Raw genomic sequence first — 19,330 nt, forward strand, 5'->3', positions numbered from 1 at the left:
GGGAATCCTGACGGTCCCCTGGCGTTGAGAGCTGTGTGATCCGCAGACTCTCCATACTCGACCGGTCGCGCACCCGAGAGGGGCACGAGGCCGCGCAGGCCCTGCGCGACACCGTGGAGCTGGCCCGCCTGGCCGAGGACCTCGGCTACCACCGGTTCTGGGTGTCGGAGCACCACAGCGTGCCGGGGGTCGCCGGCTCCGCACCCACCGTATTGGCCGCTGCCGTCGCCGGAGCCACCCGGCGCATCCGCGTCGGCACGGGCGGGGTCATGCTGCCCAACCACCAGCCGCTGGTGGTCGCGGAGCAGTTCGGGGTCCTGGAGGCGCTGTTCCCCGGCCGGATCGACATGGGGCTCGGCCGTTCGGTCGGCTTCACCAACGGCATCCGGCGCGCCCTGGGCCGCGACACCGGGGACGCCGACCGGTTCGAGGAGCAGCTGGCCGAGCTGCTGGGCTGGCTCGACGGGAGCCAGCGGGCCCATCCGCAGGTGCACGCCCGGCCCGCCGAGGGGCTGCGGATACCGGCCTACGTACTGGCCACCGGCGAGGGGGCCGGGATCGCCGCCCGGGCCGGTCTGCCGCTGGTGGTGGGGGACCTGCGGGCCCGCGGCAGGGTCACCGAGGCCGTCGAGAGGTACCGCGAGGAGTTCCGGCCTTCGGCGTGGGGCGCGGAGCCCTACGTGGTGGTCTCCGGCACGGTGGCGGTGGCCGGCACCCCGGAGGAGGCCCGGCGGATCCTGCTCCCCGAGGCGTGGTCCGTCGCCCACTCGCGCACCCGCGGCAGTTTCCCGCCGCTCCGCCCGGCCGAGGAGGTCGAGGCGCTGGCCATGACACCGAAGGAGCGGGAGCTGTACGAGGGGGCGCTGGCCGGGCACGTCCACGGCACCGAGGAGCAGGTCGCGGCCGAGCTGGCCGAGGTGGCCGGGCTGACCGGCGCGGACGAGCTGCTGGTCACCACCTCCACCTACGACCGGACGGCGCTGCTGGACTCGTACCGCAGGCTGGCTCGGATCACCGGCCTCTAAACTGGGACGAATGCACCACTCCCCCCGCCCCGACGGCCCCTGCCCCGACGACCCCTCTCCCGACGGCCCCTCCCGCACGGGCCCGTCCGCCGGTCACCGCGCCCCCGGTCGCCCCGAAGCCGGTCCCCCGTCGGCCCGGGACGCCTTCGTACGGGTCCGCGGTGCCCGGGAGCACAACCTGCGCGGCGTCGACGTGGACATCCCGCGCGACGCGCTGACCGTGTTCACCGGCGTCTCCGGCTCAGGGAAGAGCTCGCTCGCCTTCGGCACGCTCTACGCGGAGGCCCAGCGGCGGTACTTCGAGTCCGTGGCCCCGTACGCCCGCCGTCTCATCCACCAGATCGGCGCGCCGAAGGTGGACTCCGTGACGGGGCTGCCGCCGGCCGTGTCCCTGGAGCAGCGCCGCTCCTCCCCCGGTTCGCGCTCCTCCGTCGGCACGGTGACCCTGCTCTCCAACTCCCTGCGCATGCTGTACTCCCGGGCCGGCACCCATCCCCCGGGAGCGGAGCGGCTGGACTCCGACGCCTTCTCCCCCAACACGGCGGCCGGAGCCTGCCCTTCGTGCCACGGACTGGGCCGGATCCACCGCACCAGCGAGGAACTCCTCGTGCCGGATCCGCGGCTGTCCATCCGTCAGGGGGCCATCGCCGCCTGGCCGGGCGCCTGGCAGGGCAAGAACCTGCGGGACATCCTGGAGGCGCTGGGCCATGACGTGGACCGGCCCTGGCGGGAGCTGCCGGCGAAGGACCGCGAGTGGATCCTGTTCACCGAGGAGCAGCCGGTGGTCACCGTGCACCCGGTGCGGGAGGCCGAGCGGATCCAACGCCCCTACCAGGGCACGTACATGAGCGCCCACCGCTATGTGATGCGGACCTTCGCGGACAGCAAGAGCGCCACCCTGCGCGCCCGGGCCGAGAAGTTCCTCGCCGATTCGCCGTGTCCGGCGTGCGAGGGGCGGCGGCTGCGACCCGAGGCCCTGGCCGTGACCTTCGCGGGCCGCGGCATCGCCGAGCTGGCGGCACTGCCGCTGACCGCCCTGGACGGGGTACTCGCCGCGGCCCGCCCGGACGGGGAGGCTGCGCGGGTGCTCGCCGAGGACCTGCGCTCCAGGATCGGGCCGGTCGTCGAGCTCGGGCTCGGCTACCTGAGCCTGGACCGCGCCGCGCCGACCCTGTCCGCCGGGGAGCTCCAGCGGCTGCGGCTGGCCACCCAGCTGCGGTCGGGGCTGTTCGGGGTGGTGTACGTCCTGGACGAACCGTCGGCGGGGCTGCACCCGGCCGACACCGAGGCGCTGCTCGGCGTACTGGACCGGCTGAAGGAAACCGGGAACACGGTCTTCGTCGTGGAGCACCACCTGGACGTGGTGCGGCACGCGGACTGGCTGGTGGACGTGGGGCCGATGGCCGGGGAGCACGGCGGGCAGGTGCTGTACAGCGGGCCGCCGCAAGGGCTGGCCCGCGTGACGGAGTCGGCGACGGCGCGGCACCTCTTCTCGGCGGGCGAGGTGCCGGCGCCGGCGGCCGGGCCCGTACGCAAGGCGACGGGAGCGGTGCGGCTCACCGGGGTCGACCGGCACAACCTGCGGGATGTGGACGCGGAGTTCCCGCTCGGGGTGTTCACGGCGGTGACCGGGGTGTCGGGGTCGGGGAAGTCGACGCTGGTGGGGCAGGCGCTGGCGCGGGAGGTGGGCGAGCGGCTCGCGGAGCCGGACTTTCCGGTGCGCCGGCTGGTGGAGGTGGACCAGAAGCCGATCGGCCGGACCCCGCGCTCCAACCTGGCCACCTACACCGGTCTGTTCGACGTGGTGCGCAGGCTGTTCACCTCGGCGCCGGAGTCCCGGGCGCGGGGCTGGAAGGCGGGGCGGTTCTCCTTCAACGTGGCGGGCGGCCGGTGCGAGACCTGCCAGGGCGAGGGCTTCGTCTCCGTGGAGCTGCTGTTCCTGCCCAGTACGTACGCGCCCTGCCCGGAGTGCGGGGGCGCCCGGTACAACGCCGAGACCCTGGAGGTCCGTTACGAGGGGCTGAACATCGCCGAGGTGCTGGGCCTGACGGTGGAGTCGGCGGCCCGGTTCTTCGCGGAGGTCCCGGCGGCGGCGCGCAGCCTGCGGGCGCTGGAGGAAATCGGGCTGGGCTACCTGCGGCTGGGGCAGCCGGCGACCGAGCTGTCGGGCGGCGAGGCACAGCGGATCAAGCTGGCCACGGAACTCCAGCGGCTCCGCCGGGACCACACGCTGTACCTGCTGGACGAGCCGACGACCGGGCTGCATCCGGCCGATGTACGGGTGTTGCTGCGGCAGTTGCACGGGCTGGTGGACGCCGGGCACTCGGTGGTGGTCGTGGAGCACGACATGGAGGTGGTGGCCGGCGCGGACTGGGTCATCGACCTGGGCCCGGGCGGGGGCGCGGACGGAGGCCGGGTGGTCGCGGCGGGCACGCCGAGGGAGGTGGCCGGCGCCCCGGGCGGCCACAGCCGTACGGCGGGCTACCTGGCGCGGGCCCTCGGGGCCGCCGGGGCGCGGCACGGGTAGGGCCAGGCCGCGCCGGGGTTCAGGCGTCGCCGGGGAGCAGGTGCTGGGGCAGTTCCCGGAAGCTCCACTGGCCCTGGCGGCGGGTGAACGTCCAGATGAGGTCGTGGCGGTCCGGCCAGGTCGCGGGGACGCCGAGGACCCGGTCGGCGCCGAGGGCGCGGACCAGGCGGGGGACGCCGGTGTGCTCCCAGCAGACGAGTACGGGCATGGGCGCGGCCAGGACGGCGCGCACGAGGGCCGGTTCGGCGCCGAGGGCGAACTCGGTGCGGACCGGGGTGCGCAGGGCCGCGGCCAGCGCCGCCACGGTCTGCCTGCAGCGGGCGGGGGCCGCGCGGCCCTTGCCGCCGGCCGCGAAGACCGCGGCGGGGCGGGGCAGCGAGGAGCCGCGGGCCGGCAGGAAGAGCCGCGGCAGCTCCCCGGCCCGGCGCCAGCCGCGCCCGGCGAGCGAGCCGGGGTCGTCCTCGCCCTCCTCGTCCGAGCCGGTGTCGCCGGCGTACGGCTTCTCCGCGTGCCGGATCACCATGACCAGGGCGTCCGGGCCGTGCTGCGGGCCCGGGGCCGGGGTGCGGGGCTCCTCGTCCGCCGAGCAGCCGGTCGCCGCGAGGGGGGCCAGGGCCGCCGCCAGCACGCTGCGGCGGCGCGGTCCGGACCCTGCGGAGGCATGTGGCATGCCGCCACTGTTCCGCACGCGCCGCGGGGCGCCGGGCCGCGGCGCGGCGTACGGCCCGTACGAGCGCCCGGTCGGCGGATCGGGTCAGCCGATCGGCCCAGGCGGCCGGCGCCGGCGCCGGGGCGGCCGGCGCGGCTGGGTGGCCTGCCTGGCCGGGGTCAGCCCTTGCGGACCGCCCGCAGCCACTCCTTGTTCATGGCGGCGATGGACGGCAGCGGGATGCCCTTCGGGCAGGCCGTGGCGCATTCGCCGGTCAGGGTGCAGCCGCCGAAGCCCTCCTCGTCCATCCGGGCCACCATGTCCAGCACGCGGCTCTCGCGCTCGGGCGAGCCCTGCGGGAGGACGTTGAGGTGGTTGACCTTGGCGGAGGTGAAGAGCATCGCCGAGCCGTTGGGGCAGGCCGCCACGCACGCGCCGCAGCCGATGCACTCGGCGTGCTCGAAGGCGTGGTCGGCGTCGGCCTTGGGCACGGCGGTGGCGTGCGCCTCGGGCGCGGACCCGGTCGGCGCGGTGATGTAGCCGCCGGCCTGGATGATCCGGTCGAAGGCGCCACGGTCCACGACGAGGTCCTTGACCACCGGGAACGCCGAGGCGCGCCAGGGTTCGACGTCGATGGTGTCGCCGTCGTCGAAGGACCGCATGTGGAGCTGGCAGGTGGTGGTGCGCTCCGGGCCGTGGGCATCGCCGTTGATGACGAGGCTGCACGCGCCGCAGATGCCCTCGCGGCAGTCGTGGTCGAAGGCGACCGGGTCCTCGCCGCGGACGATGAGGTCCTCGTTGAGGGTGTCGAGCATCTCCAGGAAGGACATGTCCTTCGAGATTCCGTCGACCTCGTAGGTGGCCATGGCGCCGGGGGCGTCGGGGTTCTTCTGGCGCCAGACGCGCAGGGTGAGCTTCATGCGTAGCTCCGCTGGGTGGGGTGGACGTACTCGAAGACGAGGTCTTCCTTGTGCAGGACGGGTGCGGCGCCGGTACCGCCGAACTCCCAGGCGGCGGCGTACGAGAACTCCTCGTCGCGCCGCTCGGCCTCGCCGTCCGGGGTCTGGGACTCCTCGCGGAAGTGCCCGCCGCAGGATTCGGCGCGGGCGAGCGCGTCGAGGCACATCAGTTCGGCGAGTTCCAGGTAGTCGACGATGCGGTTGGCCTTCTCCAGCGACTGGTTGAACTCCTCGCCGCTGCCCGGGACCTTGATCCGCCGCCAGAACTCGGCGCGGATCTCGGGGATCCGGTCGAGCGCCTTGCGCAGGCCCTCCTCGGTGCGGGCCATTCCGCAGTACTCCCACATCAGTTCACCGATCTCGCGGTGGAAGGAGTCGGGGGTGCGGTCGCCGTCGACTGCGAGCAGCTTCGCCAGCCGCTCGCGGGTCTCGCGCACGGCGGCCACCGCCTCGGGGTGGCTGTCGTCCACGCTCTCCCGGTGCGGGTGGCGGGCGAGGTAGTCGTTGATCGTGGACGGGAGCACGAAGTACCCGTCGGCGAGGCCCTGCATCAGGGCGGAGGCGCCGAGGCGGTTGGCCCCGTGGTCGGAAAAGTTGGCCTCGCCGATCGCGAAGAGGCCGGGGACGGTGGTCTGGAGGTCGTAGTCCACCCACAGGCCGCCCATCGTGTAGTGCACGGCGGGGTAGATCCGCATGGGGACCTCGTACGGGTTCTCCGCGGTGATCCGCTCGTACATCTCGAAGAGGTTGCCGTACTTCTCGGCGACCTTGTCCTTGCCCATGCGGCGGATGGCGTCGGCGAAGTCGAGGTAGACGCCCTGGCCGCCGGGGCCGACGCCGCGGCCCTCGTCGCAGACGTTCTTGGCGGCGCGGGAGGCGATGTCGCGGGGCACGAGGTTGCCGAAGGAGGGGTAGATCCGCTCCAGGTAGTAGTCGCGCTCCGCCTCGGGGATCTCGGCCGCGGGGCGGTTGTCGCCCTTGGCCTTGGGGACCCAGATACGGCCGTCGTTGCGCAGGGACTCGCTCATCAGGGTGAGCTTGGACTGGTGGTCGCCGGTGCGCGGGATGCAGGTGGGGTGGATCTGGGTGAAGCAGGGGTTGGCGAAGTACGCGCCGCGCCGGTGCGCCCGCCAGACGGCGGTCGCGTTGGAGTTCATGGCGTTGGTGGAGAGGTAGAAGACGTTGCCGTAGCCGCCGCTCGCGAGCACCACCGCGTCGGCGTAGTGGGTGGAGATCTCGCCGCTGATCAGGTCCCGGGCCACGATGCCGCGGGCCACTCCGTCGACGACGATCAGGTCGAGCATCTCGGTGCGGGCGTGCATGTCGACGTTGCCGGCGGCGATCTGCCGGGAGAGGGCCTGGTAGGCGCCGAGGAGCAGCTGCTGGCCCGTCTGGCCGCGGGCGTAGAAGGTGCGGGAGACCTGGACTCCGCCGAAGGAGCGGGTGTCGAGGAGACCGCCGTACTCGCGGGCGAACGGGACGCCCTGGGCCACGCACTGGTCGATGATCTCGACGGAGATCTGGGCGAGGCGGTGGACGTTGGACTCGCGGGCGCGGAAGTCCCCGCCCTTGACGGTGTCGTAGAAGAGGCGGTGCACCGAGTCACCGTCGTTGCGGTAGTTCTTGGCGGCGTTGATGCCGCCCTGGGCGGCGATGGAGTGGGCGCGGCGCGGCGAATCCGAGAAGCAGAACTGGACGACGTGGTAGCCCTGCTCGGCGAGGGTCGCGCCGGCGGCACCGCCCGCCAGGCCGGTGCCGACGACGATGATGGTGTGCTTGCGGCGGTTGGCCGGGTTGACGAGCTTGGCCTCGAAACGGCGGCGGTCCCAGCGGTCCGCGATCGGGCCTTCGGGGGCCTTGGTGTCGGCGATGGGCTCGCCGGTGGTGTAGCGGCTGTAGTCGCTCACGAGGGTGTCGTTCATGGTCAGTTCACCACTCCGGTCATGACGGCCACGGGGACGGAGACGAAGCCCGCGAAGAGGACGAGGGCCAGGGCGTTGGCCAGGAACTTCAGCGTCCGCTCGCGCCGGGCGTTGCCCGCGCCGAGGGTCTGGGCCGCGCTCCAGAAGCCGTGCCGGACGTGCAGGCCGAGGGCGGCCATCGCGATGATGTAGATCGTGTTCCCGTACCAGGTGGAGAAGGTGGCGAGGACGTTCTCGTACGGGTGGCCCGCCCAGGCCCGCTCGTTCACGGTGAGCGTGGTGAGGTCGAGCAGGTGCCAGACGATGAAGAGGCCGAGGATGATGCCGCCCCAGCGCATGGTGCGGGTGGCGTAGTCGGCGCGGCGGCGCTTGCGGGCGTACTTCACCGGGCGGGCGCGCCGGGCGCGGCGGCTGAGCTGGTAGGCGGACACGGCGTGGGCGACGACCGCGGCGAGGAGCACCACGCGGAAGATCCACAGGGCCCACTCGTGGTGGAGGAACGGCGAACCGAGGGTGCGCAGCCAGTGGGCGTAGCCGTTGAACTCGTCCGCCCCGAAGAAGATCTTGAGGTTGCCGAGCATGTGCACGACCAGGTAGCCGAGCATGATCAGACCGGAGACGGCCATCACGGACTTCTTGCCGACGGAGGAGTCCCAGATCGTGCGCGTGGTGGACGGCCGTCGACCCGTCCGCGTTGCCAAAGCCATGTCATCGACCGTAAGGACCAAAGTCCCGACAGGTCCAAGACATGATGGAGCTGATCTCGATAGGTGCTTCCTATCGTGACCTATTCTGGGCTGATGCAGTTCCAACAGCTTCTGTATTTCGTGGCCGTCGCCGAGACCCGGCACTTCACCCGGGCCGCGGAGCGGGTGCACGTGGCACAGCCCTCGCTGTCCCAGCAGATCAAGGCGCTCGAGCGGGAGCTGGGGGCCGAGCTCTTCAGCCGGGCCCGGGGCAACATCGCGCTGACCGACGCGGGGGAGGCGCTGCTTCCACTGGCCCGCCGGATCCTGGCGGACGCGGACACGGCGCGCCTGGAGGTACAGGAGTTGGCGCAACTGCGGCGCGGGCGGGTCCGGCTGGGGGCCACGCCCAGCGTGTGCACGGGTCTGCTGCCGGACGTGCTGCGCGCCTTCCACGCCGCGCATCCGGGGATCGAGCTGCTGATCGAGGAGAGCGGTTCGCTGGACCTCGTACGGGAGCTGGCGCGCGGGGCGCTGGACCTGGCGCTGATCGCGCTGCCGCTGCCGCCCTCGGCCCCGGCGCTGACCACGGTGGAGCTGCTGACGGAGGACTTGGTGGTGGTCTCTTCCGCGGAGCGGCCGGCGCCCGGTGGGGGCGGGGAGCTGGCCATCTCCGGGCTGCGCGACGAGCCGATGGTGATGTTCCGGCACGGATACGACCTGCGGGAGCTGACCGTGGCGGCATGCCGCGCGGAGGGTTTCGAGCCGGTGTTCACGGTGGAGGGCGGCGAGATGGACGCCGTCCTCGGTTTCGTGCGGGCGGGGCTGGGCGTCGCGGTGGTCCCGGCGATGGTGGTGGACCGGGCCGGGCCCGGTCTGCGCGCCACCCGCCTCGCCGGCTCCCCGCTGCGCCGGACGATCGCCCTGGCCCACCGCACGGACGTCGCTCCCCCGCGCGCGGCGCGGGAGCTGAAGCGGATGCTGGTGGGCTGACCCGCACGGCCGGGCCGACCCGGCCGGTGCGGCCGGCGCCCCGGCACGGTCAGGCGGTGCGTATGGGCAGGACCCGGTCGAGGCCGTGGGCGAGCATCCCGAACGCCGTGTCGGCGTCGGCCACGGCCGCGGGGTGGGCCGCGTCGGCGCTCTGGCCGGCCTCGATCCGCCTGAAGTTCTCCCGGCCCAGCTCGTGGCGGACGGCGATCAGGTGCAGCGCCGCGAGCCGGGCGCTGAGCGGCGGCGCGGACTCCGCCTCGAGCGCCGCGGCGAGGAGGTCGACCTCGCGGGCACTGTAGAGGGCGATGCGGGACTCCAGGCTCGCGGTGGAGTAGAGCAGCCGCTGGAAGGCGACGACTTCCGGGTGGTCACAGAGCCCGGTGATCGGGTCTCGCCGGCCGAGGGCCTCCACGAAGTGCGCGTGCACAGCGCCGACCGGGCCCTGACCCTCGGGCCGGTCGCGCACGATCCGCGCCGCTTCGTCCTGATGATCGGCGAAGCGGTCCAGGACCAGGTCCTCCTTGCTGGGGAAGTACCGGAACAGCGTGGGTTTGGAGACCTCGGCCGCGGCGGCGACGTCCGCCACCGACACGGCATCGAAGCCCCGCTCCAGGAAGAGTTCCAGCGCCGTGGCCGCCAGCAGGCGGCGCGTACGGAGCTTCTTGTTCTCGCGCAGACCCGTCGTGTTGTCCATGCGTACACCCTACCACGGATTCGTGACCGAGTTATTTTTTTAACCGGGTTGCTTTTTCGCGGCTGAGCCGCTTTCCTGGAGTCACACCGCGACGAGAGGACTTCCGATGACCGACGTACTGATCGTGGGCTCCGGCCCCACCGGACTGACCCTGGCGTGTGACCTCGCCCTGCGCGGCGTCGCCGTCCGGATCCTCGAGGGGCGCTCCGGCCCGCACCGGGAGTCCCGGGGCAAGGGACTCGACCGCTCCAGCCTGGAGGTCTTCGCCCGGCTCGGCGTCGCGGAGCGGATCTCCGCCACCGGCACCAGGGGCCTGGTCCTGCGCAAGTACTTCGACGGCGTCCCCATCAGGGACACGCCCGCCGGCGACGGCCTCGTCATCGGCCAGTGGCAGGTCGAGGAGGTGCTCCGCGAGCGACTGGCCGGCCTCGGGGTGGCCGTCGAGTACGGGGTCCGGGTCGTCGGGCTCGAGCAGGACTCGACGGGGGTCACCGCGCGGCTGGCGGACGGCCGTTCAGTCCGCGCCGGCTACGCGGCCGGATGCGACGGCGGCCACAGCACCGTCCGCAAGGTCCTCGGGATCCCCTTCGAAGGACACACCGCGGAGACGGAGTCGATGACGCTCGGGGATGTGACGGCCCCAGGACTCAGCCGTGACTACTGGCACCAGTGGTTCACCTCGGACGGCGGCGGGATCCTGCTCTGCCCGATACCGGGAACCGAGGTCTTCCAGCTCCAGGCCTCCCCGGAGCTCGACGAGCGGGGAGAGCCGCTGCCGCCCTCCCTGGAAGGCTTCCAGCGGCTCTTCGACCGCCACGCGCGGATGCCGGGGATCCGGCTGGCCGAGCCGACGTGGCTGTCGGCCTGGCGGCTCAACGTCCGCATGGCCGCCCGGATACGCGAGGGCCGCGCCTTCCTGGCCGGGGACGCGGCACACGTCCACCCCATCGCCGGCGGGCTGGGCATGAACACCGGAATCCGGGACGCGGCAGCCCTCGCCCGGACCCTGGCCGCCGCACTTTCCGGGGCCGCGGAGGAGGACGTGCTCGACGGGTACGAGGCGGAGCGCCTGCCGGTGGCCGCCGACCTGCTGGCCGACACCTCCCGGCGGATGGAGCGGGTCCTGGCGGCGGTCCGCGAACCGGGCAACGGAACGGAGGCGGGCATGGATTCGGCCCTGGGCTGACCCGACCACAGTGCGACGGGGCGGACCGAGCGGCGGCTGACCGACCGAGCGGCGGCTGACCCGCCCGTGCGGCACCGACCGGACCGAGGCGAAGCGGGCCGAGACCGGCCGGCCGGGTGGCGGGCCGCCCGCCGGGCCGGCGGGCCGGCGGGCGGCCCGGGTCGGGCTCACCTCAGGAGGCGGTGGGAACCGCGTCCGAGAGGGAGAGCGCGTGGATGCGGTCGGGGGCGCCGGGGCGGGCGTAGTACCAGCCCTGGGCGGTGTCGCAGCCGAGGTCGCGCAGCTGGGCGGCCTGGGCGCCGGTCTCCACGCCCTCGACGGTGACGGCGAGTTCGAGGCTGTGGGCCAGGGCGACGATCCCCTCCACGATCTTGACGTCCACCGGGTTGGCCGGGCTCTGCTGCATCCCCTTGGTGAAGGAGCGGTCCAGCTTCAGGACGCTGACGGGGAGGCGGCGCAGGTTGGCGAGGTTCGAGTAGCCGGTGCCGAAGTCGTCGAGCGCGATGTCGACGCCCAGCGCGGCGAGCCGGCGCAGCGGTTCGAGGAGTTCGTCGTCGGCGCCTATCAGCGCCGACTCGGTGACCTCCAGGCACAGCGCGCCGGGGGCGAGGCCCGACTTCTCCAGCACGGCGACCGTGTCGGCGACCAGGCCGGGGTGGTGCAGCTGGGTCGGCGAGAGGTTGACGTTGATCCGCAGGGAGGAACCGCCGTGCTGGCGCTGCCAGTTGCGGGCCTGGCGGACGGCCTCCTCCAGGACCCAGCGGCCGAGGGGCACGATCAGCCCGGTGCGTTCGGCGAGCGGAATGAAGCGGTCCGGCCCGAGGACCCCGTACTGCGGGTGCGACCAGCGCACCAGCGCCTCGGCGCCGTGGACGCTGCCGTCGTGCATGTGGACCAGCGGCTGGTACTCGATGAAGAACTCGCCGCGCTCCAGCGCCGCCGGCAGGGCGTTGGTCAGCCCGTGCCGGGTGATGGCCCGGGCGTCGGCCTCGGCGTCGGCGAATTCGAAGCGGTTTCCGCCGGCCGCCTTGGCCCGGTACATGGTGATGTCGGCGCTGCGCAGCACCTCCGCCGGGGTGCGTTCGCCGGCCGGGCCTTCCACGATGCCGATGCTGCCCCGGACCGTCAGCTCACGGCCCTCCAGCCGGATCGGTGTGGACAGTGCGGACAGGATGCGGACCGCGAGGTCGGCCGCCTTCTGCTCGGTGTCTGCGCCGGTGGTCAGGGCGACGAACTCGTCGCCCCCGAGCCGGGCGACGACCTCGCCCGGTCCGGTCGCGCAGCTCTGCAGCCGGTCGGCGACCTCGACCAGCAGTCGGTCCCCCGCCGAGTGGCCGAGGCTGTCGTTGACCGTCTTGAACCCGTCGAGATCCAGGTAGCACAGGCCGAAGCGGCTGCCTCCCGCCCCGCTCAGGGCCTTCTCCAGCCGCTCGAAGAAGAGCGTCCGGTTGGGCAGGCCGGTCAGGGCGTCGTGGGTGGCCTCGTACCGCAGGCGCAGGTTCAGCAGCCGGCGTTCGGTGGTGTCCTCCATCAGGGCCAGCTGGTACTGCGGCATGCCCTCGGCGTCACGGAGCAGCGACACCGTCAGGTTGGTCCACAGCACGGTGCCGTCGTGGCGGTAGTACGGCTTCTCCACGCGGTAGCTCTCCCGCTCCCCGCGCACGAGTTCGCCGTACATCCGCCAGACGTGCGGTGTGTCGTCGGGGTGCCCCCACTCGCTGACCTTGCGGCCCCGGACGTGTCCCTCCAGGCCGCCGAACATCTGGAGCAGCGCGTCGTTGACCTCCAGGATGTTGCCTTCGAGGTCGGCGATCCCGATGCCGATGGCCGCCCCCTCGAAGACCGCCCGGAAGCGCTCCTCACTCGCGTGCAGAGCCTGCTGGGCATCACTGCGGGCGGTGAGCGCGGAGCGGGCGATGGCCTCCTGCTCCTTGAGGGTGCGCTCGCGCAGGGCGCGGGCGAACCCCGCGGCGATCCCGTGCTGGAGCCGGGCGCAGCGGGCCCGGTACTCCTCGGTGCCCTGCGCCCCGGAACCGCAGTAGAGCACCAGGTACGACTCGACCACGCCGAGGGTGCCCGCGAGGGCCTCGGGGTCGGTGCAGTGCACGGCGACGAGCTCGGCGCCGACCCGCTGGCCGACGGCGGCGTCGAACGGCCGGGCGTGCAGGGCCTCGACGAGGGTCCGGGTGAGCGGCACGAGGTGCCGCTCGAACTCGGGGCGCGTCAGCGAGGTCGCCGTGACGGGGAAGATCGCCCGCCCCCAGATGGTCGCGAAGCGGGCGATCCGGTCCTCCAGGCCGCCCTGCGGGGCCGCCGCGGGATCCGGCGCCGGTGGGGCGCCCGGGGACGCCTCCGGTCCGGGGTCGGGCGCGGCGGAGGGAGCGGCGGCGTCCGGAGCGCCCGCCGTCTGTGCCGGGAGTCTCACGCCTTGCGTCCCACGCCGCCGAAGCCCGAGAAGGCGTAGGGGTCCTCCTGCGCCTCTCCGTCCTCCGCTCCGTCGGCGCGGTCCGGGCGCCACTCGGGCATGGACACCAGCCCGGGCTCCAGCAGCTCGAACCCGTCAAAGAAGCCGCGGATCTGCTCCGCGGTGCGCATGACGAGGGGGTTGCGGATGTCCCGGTAGACGCCGACGGCCCCGCCCGCGACCTCCTCCGAGAGCGGGATCCCCTCGTAGGAGGCGTGGGTGAGGATCAGCAGGCTGCCCGGGGCCAGCGCGTCGCGCAGCTGGGCCACGGCGGCGTACGGCTCGTCCGCGTCCTCCACGAAGTGCAGGACGGCGACGAGCAGCAGGGCCACCGGGCGGTCGAGGTCGAGCAGCCGGCCGACCTCGGGGTCGGACAGGATGTCGCGCGGCTTGCGCAGGTCGGCGGCGACGACTCCGGTGTGCTCGTCGCCCTCCAGGACGGCCTTGCTGTGCGCGACGGCCACCGGGTCGTGGTCGACGTAGACCACGCGTGCCTCGGGGCTGGCGCCCTGGGCGATCTCGTGGACATTGCCGAAGGTGGGGATGCCGGAGCCGATGTCGAGGAACTGCGTGACGCCCTCGGCGACGGCGTGCCGGACGGTGCGGCGCATGAATGCCCGGTTGGCCTGCATGATCTTGGGCAGGCCCGGCATGAATTCCATGGCGCGGCGGGCCGTCTGCCGGTCGACCTCGAAATTGTGGGAGCCGCCCAGGTAGTAATCGTAGATGCGGGACACGCTCGGCACCGATATGTCGATGCCTGGCGGGGCCCAGGCGGGGCGCTCCATCGGGGTCTCCAAGCGTTGTTCCTACGGTGGTCCGTGCGGGGTCGGACTCCTGTCCGAGCCGAATGTACTGATCATTGCCCAACGGGGCGAGCAAAAGCGGAAATTGCCGATCCGTTCTTCGTCACACACCAAAGGCGCGGGACCCCTCCGGCGGGGGGATTGATCGGTACCGACCAATCCCCTTTGGGAATTGCCCGGCGGGTGACCGGAGTCGCCGCGCGATCGACCCACGACTGGCTCAAACCTCTACGGTCGGCACTCCATCCGTTCAGGCGAACCGGGGCCGACCCCCGCGCGCCCGGCCGCCCCGGGGCCCATGATCCCCGGGTGAACAAAGCCTGTGACAGGCGCCTGCTGGTGATTCCGGTCCTGCTGTGGGCGGCCCTGTCCGCCAGCCCGGCCGTGGCTGATAGCTGCGCCTACGCGACGACCGGCTCCGGCGACGGCGCGGCCGCCGCCACAGCGGTCGCGGTGGCCGGCAGCGGGGGCCGCGGAAGCGGTCCGGGTGGCGGACATCACGGCGGCCACCACGGCAGCGGGCCCGGAGGAGGGCACGGCGGCGGCCACGGAGGAGGGCACGGCGGGGGCCATCACGGGGGGCACCACTGTCCGCCCCCGCCTCCCCCGCCCTGTCCACCGAAGCCGACCCCGACCCCGACACCCACCCCACCGCCGCCCAAGCCGACACCACCGCCGCCCAAGCCCACGCCACCACCCCCACCTACTCCGCCACCACCGCCGCCACCCCCACCGGCGCCGAAACCCGTCCCGAAGCCGGTACGGCCCGCCCCGGCCCCGCCGAAGCCGGTGCCCGCGCCTCCCCGGGCGGTCGAGCCGCCCCTGCCACCGCCACCGCCCGCCCCCGTCGTGGCGCCGCCGAAACCGGTGGCCCGTCCGGCGTACCACGCCCCCACCCGCAAGCCGGTCGAGCACCACATCTCACCGGTGACCTTCACCCTGCTCACTGCGGCTCCGGCGGTGCTCGCGATCGTCGCGCTGCGCCCCCGCTAGCCGGACACACCCAGGGGTGTCCGGCCGGCACGTCCGCCCACCTGTGACCGATTGGGAGTCATCTTGTCGGAATGGCTCGTCCTGTCCCTCGCGATGGCCGCGGCCTGTGCCGTGGTGCTGACCATCGCCTTCTTCAACCACCGCAGGATCGGCGAGGACGACGATCCGAACGAAACCCCGGACGTCATCGAGTACATGACGATGATGATCGGCGTGATCTACGCGATCGTGCTGGGCCTGGCGATCGCCGGCGTCTGGGAGGGCCGCGGCGCCGCCCAGGAGTACGTGCGCCAGGAGGCGCAGGCCCTGCACGAGATCAGCACGCGCTCCCAGGTGTACCCGGCCGAGGTGCGGCAGAAGATCCGGGCGGATGTCGACGCGTACGTGACGTACGTGGTGGACACGGAGTGGACGGTGATGGCCGACCACGGCGATCTCACGGACCGCGGCGGGGAGCTGCTGGAACGTATCCGCCGGGACGTCACCGACTACGAGCCGAAGACCGACCACGAGGGCCAGGCCTACCAGCCGCTGGTCGACCAGGTCGCGGTGGTGGACGACGCCCGCAGTGCGCGCGGGCTGAGCGCCGGGGCCACCATGCCGGGGGTGGTGTGGTTCGGGCTGATCACCGGCGCCCTGGTGACCGTGGGCCTGATCTTCACCCTCCAGATCCGGCGGTCTTTCCGGGAGTTGCTGCTGGCGGGGCTGTTCAGCGCGCTGATCGCCTTCCTGCTGTTCCTCATCTGGGACTTCGACGCGCCCTTCGGGCGCGGCATCGCGGCCACCGCCGAACCCTTCTTCGCACAGTTCCCGCATCTGGGCCTGGACGACTGACGGCGGGGCGGCGGCGCCGGGCGACCAGGCGCACCGGGCCCGACCCAGGCGCACCGGGCGCACGGGGTGCACCGGTCGGACCCGGTGCACCGGGCAACCGGCCAAACCGGGGGCGGGCCTCCCGTCCCCGGTTCGGCCCACTGCCGTGCCCCATTCGGCCGCTCCTGATCGCGGGCCGCCGCACCCCCACCTAGCGTGGCGGACATCGAGGCGCACGACCCCCCACGTGCGGAACCGTTCCGCGGCTGCTCCTCGGAGATCCGGAGAACCAACCATGGGTGCGATACGTTCCTCCGCCACAGCCCTTCTGAGCGCCGGCGTCGCCACGGGCGCCGTCATCGCGCTCGGCGCCCTCGGCACGCCCGCCGCGACCCACGCGACCGCGGCCGAGGCCAAGCAGGTCACCTCTTTCGGCTTCGCCGTCACCCCCTCCACGGTCGCCCCGGGCGGCCAGACGCTGCTGTCCGTCAGCGGCTGCAACGCGGCCTATGCCAGCGCCTCCTCCGGGGTGTTCGACACCGTGAGCATCTTCCGCGGCCAGAGCGTGCGGGTCACGGTGGACCGGGACGCCCGGATCGGCGCCGTGTACTCCGTCTCCTTCACCTGCGGCGGGGAGACCGGCTCGGCCGACCTGACGATCGCCGGCGGCTCGTCCCGGCCCACCACGAGTTCGACGCTGGGGGCCACCGCCCCTCCGCGGGCGGTCAGCACCTCCGCCTCCACCCTCGGCGTCCGCGGCGGACTCGGCGGCAGCGTGGCGGGCATGGACCCCGTCGAACTCGTCGCGGGCGTCGGCCTCTTCCTCGCGGCGGCGGCCGGTACGGCGTACACGCTGCGGCGCCGTGGAAGCGGCCGCGGCCATTGAGCCGCCGCCGCCCTTCCCCCCGAACCGAGCCCGGTGCCCCCGCCACCCCGCCTTCCCAACCGCCGGTCGCCCCGAGTCCTGGCGAGGACTTGGGGCGACCGGCGGTTTTCCGTGCCTGACCGGGGAGGCCGGCCGGTCAGGCGCGACCGCGGAGCGGACGGCGGCGGCGCACCACGTGGGCGCCCGCGCCGAGGGCCGCCGCGCCGACCAGCCCCGCGCCGATGGCCGTCTCGGCGGTGGACGGGCCGAAGGAGCCTCCGATGCCGCCCTGCGCGGGGTTGCCCGGGAGGATCGTGAAGCGGTGCGTGGCGACCAGGCTGTTGTCGTTGCACTTGACCGACAGCGTGTGGGGGCCGGGCGAGGCGTGGTTGAAGATCCGGACGGTCGCGAAGCCGATCGAACCGGCGGAGAGGTTGGCCGGCGGAAAGTTGCCGGGCGAGGTGACGGTGCCGCCGTGTCCGCAGCCCGCGGCGCTCACCTGCATCGTGGCTCCCTGGTGCACGGCGTACGGGTTGACCGAGATGTTGCTGGGTCCGCCGCCCCCGCCCATCGGGGTGTTCGCGGAGGCGAAGGGGACACTGAGGCCGATCGCGGCGCAGGCTGCCGCCGTCATGGTGAGAGCGCGAAAAACACGCATGGTGGAACCTCCAGCGGAAAGCGCCCCGGAGCGTCGGCCCCGGATGATCGACGAGAACGCCTCCCACGTCGAACCCTCGGGTCGGCCCGCAAGCTCCGCATTTCCGCCTTTGGGCCGCCCGGTTGAGCGACACGCCGAAGAGCGGGCGGCACAACTGACGGATCCGCAGGTCACGACCCGTCAGGCATTTATGTGACGATTACCTGGATGGGCGCACCCCTTCCGGCCCCTTCCGGGCCCCGCCACCCGTTCGCCCCTCCCCTCTCGCCGTCCTGCCGGTGCAGCCTTAGCGTGCGTGAAGTAGGGCGTACAGGGGTGGGGACAGGAACGCGGGTCGGGACCCCCGCGTCGGGAAGGGAGAACGATGGGCGAGGACGAGACCGGGCAGTCACGCAGACGCTCACCGTGGGGCGTCATCGCCCTGGTCATGCTCACCGGCCTCGCGATGGTGCGGAACGGTGTGGACATCGACGACGGGCCGCCCCAGCCCACCGCGGCCTCGCGCGTCGCGGTGACCGCCGACCAGCTTCCGGCGAACCCACCCTCGCCGCCCACGGACATGGAGGTGCTGGAGCACTCGTCGGTGCAGCGCATCCGGATCCCCACCATCAACGTGGACGCTCCGGTGATGACCGTCGGGCTGGACGCGGAGGGCTGGATCGACGCCCCGCCGCCGCAGGACCGGAACCTCGCGGGCTGGTACCTCAACGGCATCTCGCCCGGCCAGCGGGGTTCGGCGGTCATCGTGGGCCACGTGGACAACGCGCAGGGCCCGGCGGTCTTCTACGGGCTGGGCTCGGTGAAGCCGGGCAACCACATCGAGGTGGAGCGGTACGACGGGCGCACGGCGGTGTTCGAGGTGTACGGCGTGGAGGTGTTCTCCAAGGACGCCTTCCCCGGAGCCCGGGTGTACGGGGACACCGGGCACCCGGAGCTCCGGGTGATCACGTGCGGCGGCGGCTACTCGAAGGGCCGCGGCTACGACGGCAACGTGGTCGTCTTCGCCCGGATGGTGGAGGCCCGCTGAACCCGGATGGTGGAGGTCCGCTGAACCGGGGCCGGCGGGCCCGCCGCGGCACGCCCCCGCGCTTCCGCGGCGCGCCCCCGCCCCTGCCCCGGCAAACCCCCGCCGTGCCGCGGCCACACCCGCGCCCGGGGCGCGGCCCGGGCCACGGTGGCGGCCGCGCTCAGCGCGGCGGCAGCACCGGGAGGGTCATCCGGTAACCCCGCGCGAGCAGTTGGGGCAGGTAGGAGGAGATCGCCTGGACGCTCTGCGACCGGTTGCCGCCCGCGTCGTGCGAGAGGATGATCACGCCCGACCCGGCGCCCGACAGGACCCGGGAGACGATCGTCGTGGTGCCCGGCTCCTTCCAGTCCAGGGTGTCCACGGTCCAGGCGAGCGGCTCCATGCCCAGCTCCGCGCCGATCTCGAAGGCGGCCCGGTTCCATGCCCCGTACGGCGCCCGGAACCACACCGGCGCCTCGCCCACGGCCTGCTGTACGACCTCGCTCGTGCGGCCGATCTCGGAGGTGAGGCCGGGCCGGCTGAGCGTGGGGATGAGGGGGTGGGTCCAGGTGTGGTTGCCGATGACGTGGCCTTCGGCGGCCATCCGGCGCAGCAGGTCGCGGTTCTCGGCGGCCATCTCCCCGCAGACGAAGAACATGGCGCGCACCCCGTACCGGGCGAGGATGTCGAGGATCCCCGGGGTGTAGCGGGGGTCGGGGCCGTCGTCGAAGGTGAGGACCATGGCGCCCGCGCTCGCGCCGGCCGGGAGCTCCAGGATGGGCCGGGTCCGCACGGCCGGCTTCCCGGCGGACGGACGGCCGGGGGCCTCGGCGGTCATCGGCCGCAGCCGGTACGACTTCTCGGCGGCCAGCTCGTGGATCCTGCTGCCGGGCGGCCCCGCCGCCGGGTTCGGGCCGGGGGCACCGCCGGGGGCCCCCGGCGCGCCGGGGCGGCCCGCCACCCCGCCCTCGTCGCCCGCGTTGATCAGTCCGGCGGCGGCCGCGACTCCGAGGAAGACGGCGGTACGCAGGAGCACGCGTCGCCCTACTGTCGGCTCGTCATTTTTCATTATTACTACGTATCA

At 73.3% G+C, this 19,330-nt stretch carries 17 protein-coding genes; 8 read left to right on the forward strand and 9 right to left on the reverse strand.

All coding sequences use genetic code 11. The features are described 5' to 3' along the window. Positions 1 to 35 precede the first annotated feature (35 nt). Positions 36 to 1,025 (forward strand): LLM class flavin-dependent oxidoreductase, encoded by a 990-nt coding sequence (locus ACIP5M_RS26945; protein WP_401201533.1) that lies wholly within the window; start codon positions 36 to 38, stop codon positions 1,023 to 1,025. A gap of 10 nt (positions 1,026 to 1,035) precedes the next feature. After that, positions 1,036 to 3,552, forward strand: coding sequence for an ABC transporter (locus tag ACIP5M_RS26950; protein ID WP_401201534.1), 2,517 nt, complete (start codon positions 1,036 to 1,038; stop codon positions 3,550 to 3,552). 19 nt (positions 3,553 to 3,571) lie between these two features. On the opposite strand, the gene ACIP5M_RS26955 is transcribed toward ACIP5M_RS26950, so the two are convergent. The 4 genes from ACIP5M_RS26955 to ACIP5M_RS26970 all read right to left on the reverse strand — a co-directional run bounded on the left by ACIP5M_RS26955 (position 3,572) and on the right by ACIP5M_RS26970 (position 7,789). Next, a complete protein-coding gene (locus ACIP5M_RS26955) occupies positions 3,572 to 4,222 on the reverse strand; it encodes a hypothetical protein (RefSeq protein ID WP_401201536.1) in 651 nt (216 codons plus the stop codon). Positions 4,223 to 4,380: 158 nt separating this feature from the next. Then, positions 4,381 to 5,121 (reverse strand): succinate dehydrogenase/fumarate reductase iron-sulfur subunit, encoded by a 741-nt coding sequence (locus ACIP5M_RS26960; protein ID WP_401201538.1) that lies wholly within the window; start codon positions 5,119 to 5,121, stop codon positions 4,381 to 4,383. Continuing rightward, positions 5,118 to 7,082 (reverse strand): fumarate reductase/succinate dehydrogenase flavoprotein subunit, encoded by a 1,965-nt coding sequence (locus ACIP5M_RS26965; RefSeq protein WP_401201540.1) that lies wholly within the window; start codon positions 7,080 to 7,082, stop codon positions 5,118 to 5,120. Before ACIP5M_RS26965 ends, ACIP5M_RS26960 begins: the two co-directional genes overlap by 4 nt. A 2-nt stretch (positions 7,083 to 7,084) precedes the next feature. Then, positions 7,085 to 7,789 (reverse strand): succinate dehydrogenase cytochrome b subunit, encoded by a 705-nt coding sequence (locus ACIP5M_RS26970; protein WP_401201542.1) that lies wholly within the window; start codon positions 7,787 to 7,789, stop codon positions 7,085 to 7,087. Between the two features lie 93 nt (positions 7,790 to 7,882). Here ACIP5M_RS26970 and ACIP5M_RS26975 point away from each other — a divergent pair, with 93 nt between their 5' ends. Beyond that, positions 7,883 to 8,761: a LysR family transcriptional regulator gene (locus ACIP5M_RS26975; protein ID WP_401201544.1), complete on the forward strand. Its 879-nt coding sequence runs from the start codon at positions 7,883 to 7,885 to the stop codon at positions 8,759 to 8,761. A gap of 49 nt (positions 8,762 to 8,810) precedes the next feature. Here ACIP5M_RS26975 and ACIP5M_RS26980 read toward each other — a convergent pair whose 3' ends face one another. After that, positions 8,811 to 9,455, reverse strand: a complete 645-nt coding sequence (locus ACIP5M_RS26980) for a TetR/AcrR family transcriptional regulator (protein WP_401201545.1) — start codon at positions 9,453 to 9,455, stop codon at positions 8,811 to 8,813. A gap of 106 nt (positions 9,456 to 9,561) precedes the next feature. Between ACIP5M_RS26980 and ACIP5M_RS26985 the strand changes: the two genes are divergently transcribed. Then, complete coding sequence (locus ACIP5M_RS26985) at positions 9,562 to 10,641, forward strand: FAD-dependent monooxygenase (protein WP_401201547.1); 1,080 nt, start codon at positions 9,562 to 9,564, stop codon at positions 10,639 to 10,641. A gap of 172 nt (positions 10,642 to 10,813) precedes the next feature. Here ACIP5M_RS26985 and ACIP5M_RS26990 read toward each other — a convergent pair whose 3' ends face one another. Continuing rightward, complete coding sequence (locus tag ACIP5M_RS26990; protein ID WP_401201753.1) at positions 10,814 to 12,937, reverse strand: putative bifunctional diguanylate cyclase/phosphodiesterase; 2,124 nt, start codon at positions 12,935 to 12,937, stop codon at positions 10,814 to 10,816. A gap of 125 nt (positions 12,938 to 13,062) precedes the next feature. Continuing rightward, positions 13,063 to 13,893: an SAM-dependent methyltransferase gene (locus ACIP5M_RS26995; protein ID WP_401201754.1), complete on the reverse strand. Its 831-nt coding sequence runs from the start codon at positions 13,891 to 13,893 to the stop codon at positions 13,063 to 13,065. An 867-nt stretch (positions 13,894 to 14,760) separates the two neighbouring features. Between ACIP5M_RS26995 and ACIP5M_RS27000 the strand changes: the two genes are divergently transcribed. The 3 genes from ACIP5M_RS27000 (at position 14,761) to ACIP5M_RS27010 (ending at position 16,603) form a co-directional block, all read left to right on the forward strand. Next, entirely contained in the window at positions 14,761 to 14,904 is a 144-nt protein-coding gene (locus ACIP5M_RS27000) for a hypothetical protein (RefSeq protein WP_401201549.1), read from the forward strand. A gap of 63 nt (positions 14,905 to 14,967) precedes the next feature. Next, positions 14,968 to 15,738 carry a hypothetical protein gene (locus ACIP5M_RS27005; RefSeq protein WP_401201551.1) on the forward strand — a complete coding sequence of 257 codons (771 nt, stop codon included), beginning with the start codon at positions 14,968 to 14,970 and terminating at the stop codon, positions 15,736 to 15,738. A 274-nt stretch (positions 15,739 to 16,012) separates the two neighbouring features. Further along, positions 16,013 to 16,603 (forward strand): hypothetical protein, encoded by a 591-nt coding sequence (locus tag ACIP5M_RS27010; protein ID WP_401201553.1) that lies wholly within the window; start codon positions 16,013 to 16,015, stop codon positions 16,601 to 16,603. Positions 16,604 to 16,739: 136 nt separating this feature from the next. Here ACIP5M_RS27010 and ACIP5M_RS27015 read toward each other — a convergent pair whose 3' ends face one another. Beyond that, positions 16,740 to 17,240, reverse strand: a complete 501-nt coding sequence (locus ACIP5M_RS27015) for a hypothetical protein (protein ID WP_401201554.1) — start codon at positions 17,238 to 17,240, stop codon at positions 16,740 to 16,742. Between the two features lie 364 nt (positions 17,241 to 17,604). Here ACIP5M_RS27015 and ACIP5M_RS27020 point away from each other — a divergent pair, with 364 nt between their 5' ends. Continuing rightward, the gene (locus tag ACIP5M_RS27020; RefSeq protein ID WP_401201556.1) at positions 17,605 to 18,267 is read left to right on the forward strand and encodes a class F sortase; all 663 of its coding nucleotides are present in this window, start codon (positions 17,605 to 17,607) and stop codon (positions 18,265 to 18,267) included. Between the two features lie 160 nt (positions 18,268 to 18,427). Here the strand turns inward: ACIP5M_RS27020 and ACIP5M_RS27025 are convergent, their stop codons facing one another. Then, on the reverse strand, positions 18,428 to 19,315 hold the full coding sequence (locus ACIP5M_RS27025; protein WP_401201558.1) for a polysaccharide deacetylase family protein: 888 nt from the start codon (positions 19,313 to 19,315) through the stop codon (positions 18,428 to 18,430). Between the last annotated feature and the right edge of the window lie 15 nt (positions 19,316 to 19,330).

The organism is Streptomyces sp. NPDC088762 (genome assembly GCF_044750905.1).
In the GTDB taxonomy this organism is placed as follows: Bacteria; Actinomycetota; Actinomycetes; order Streptomycetales; family Streptomycetaceae; genus Streptomyces.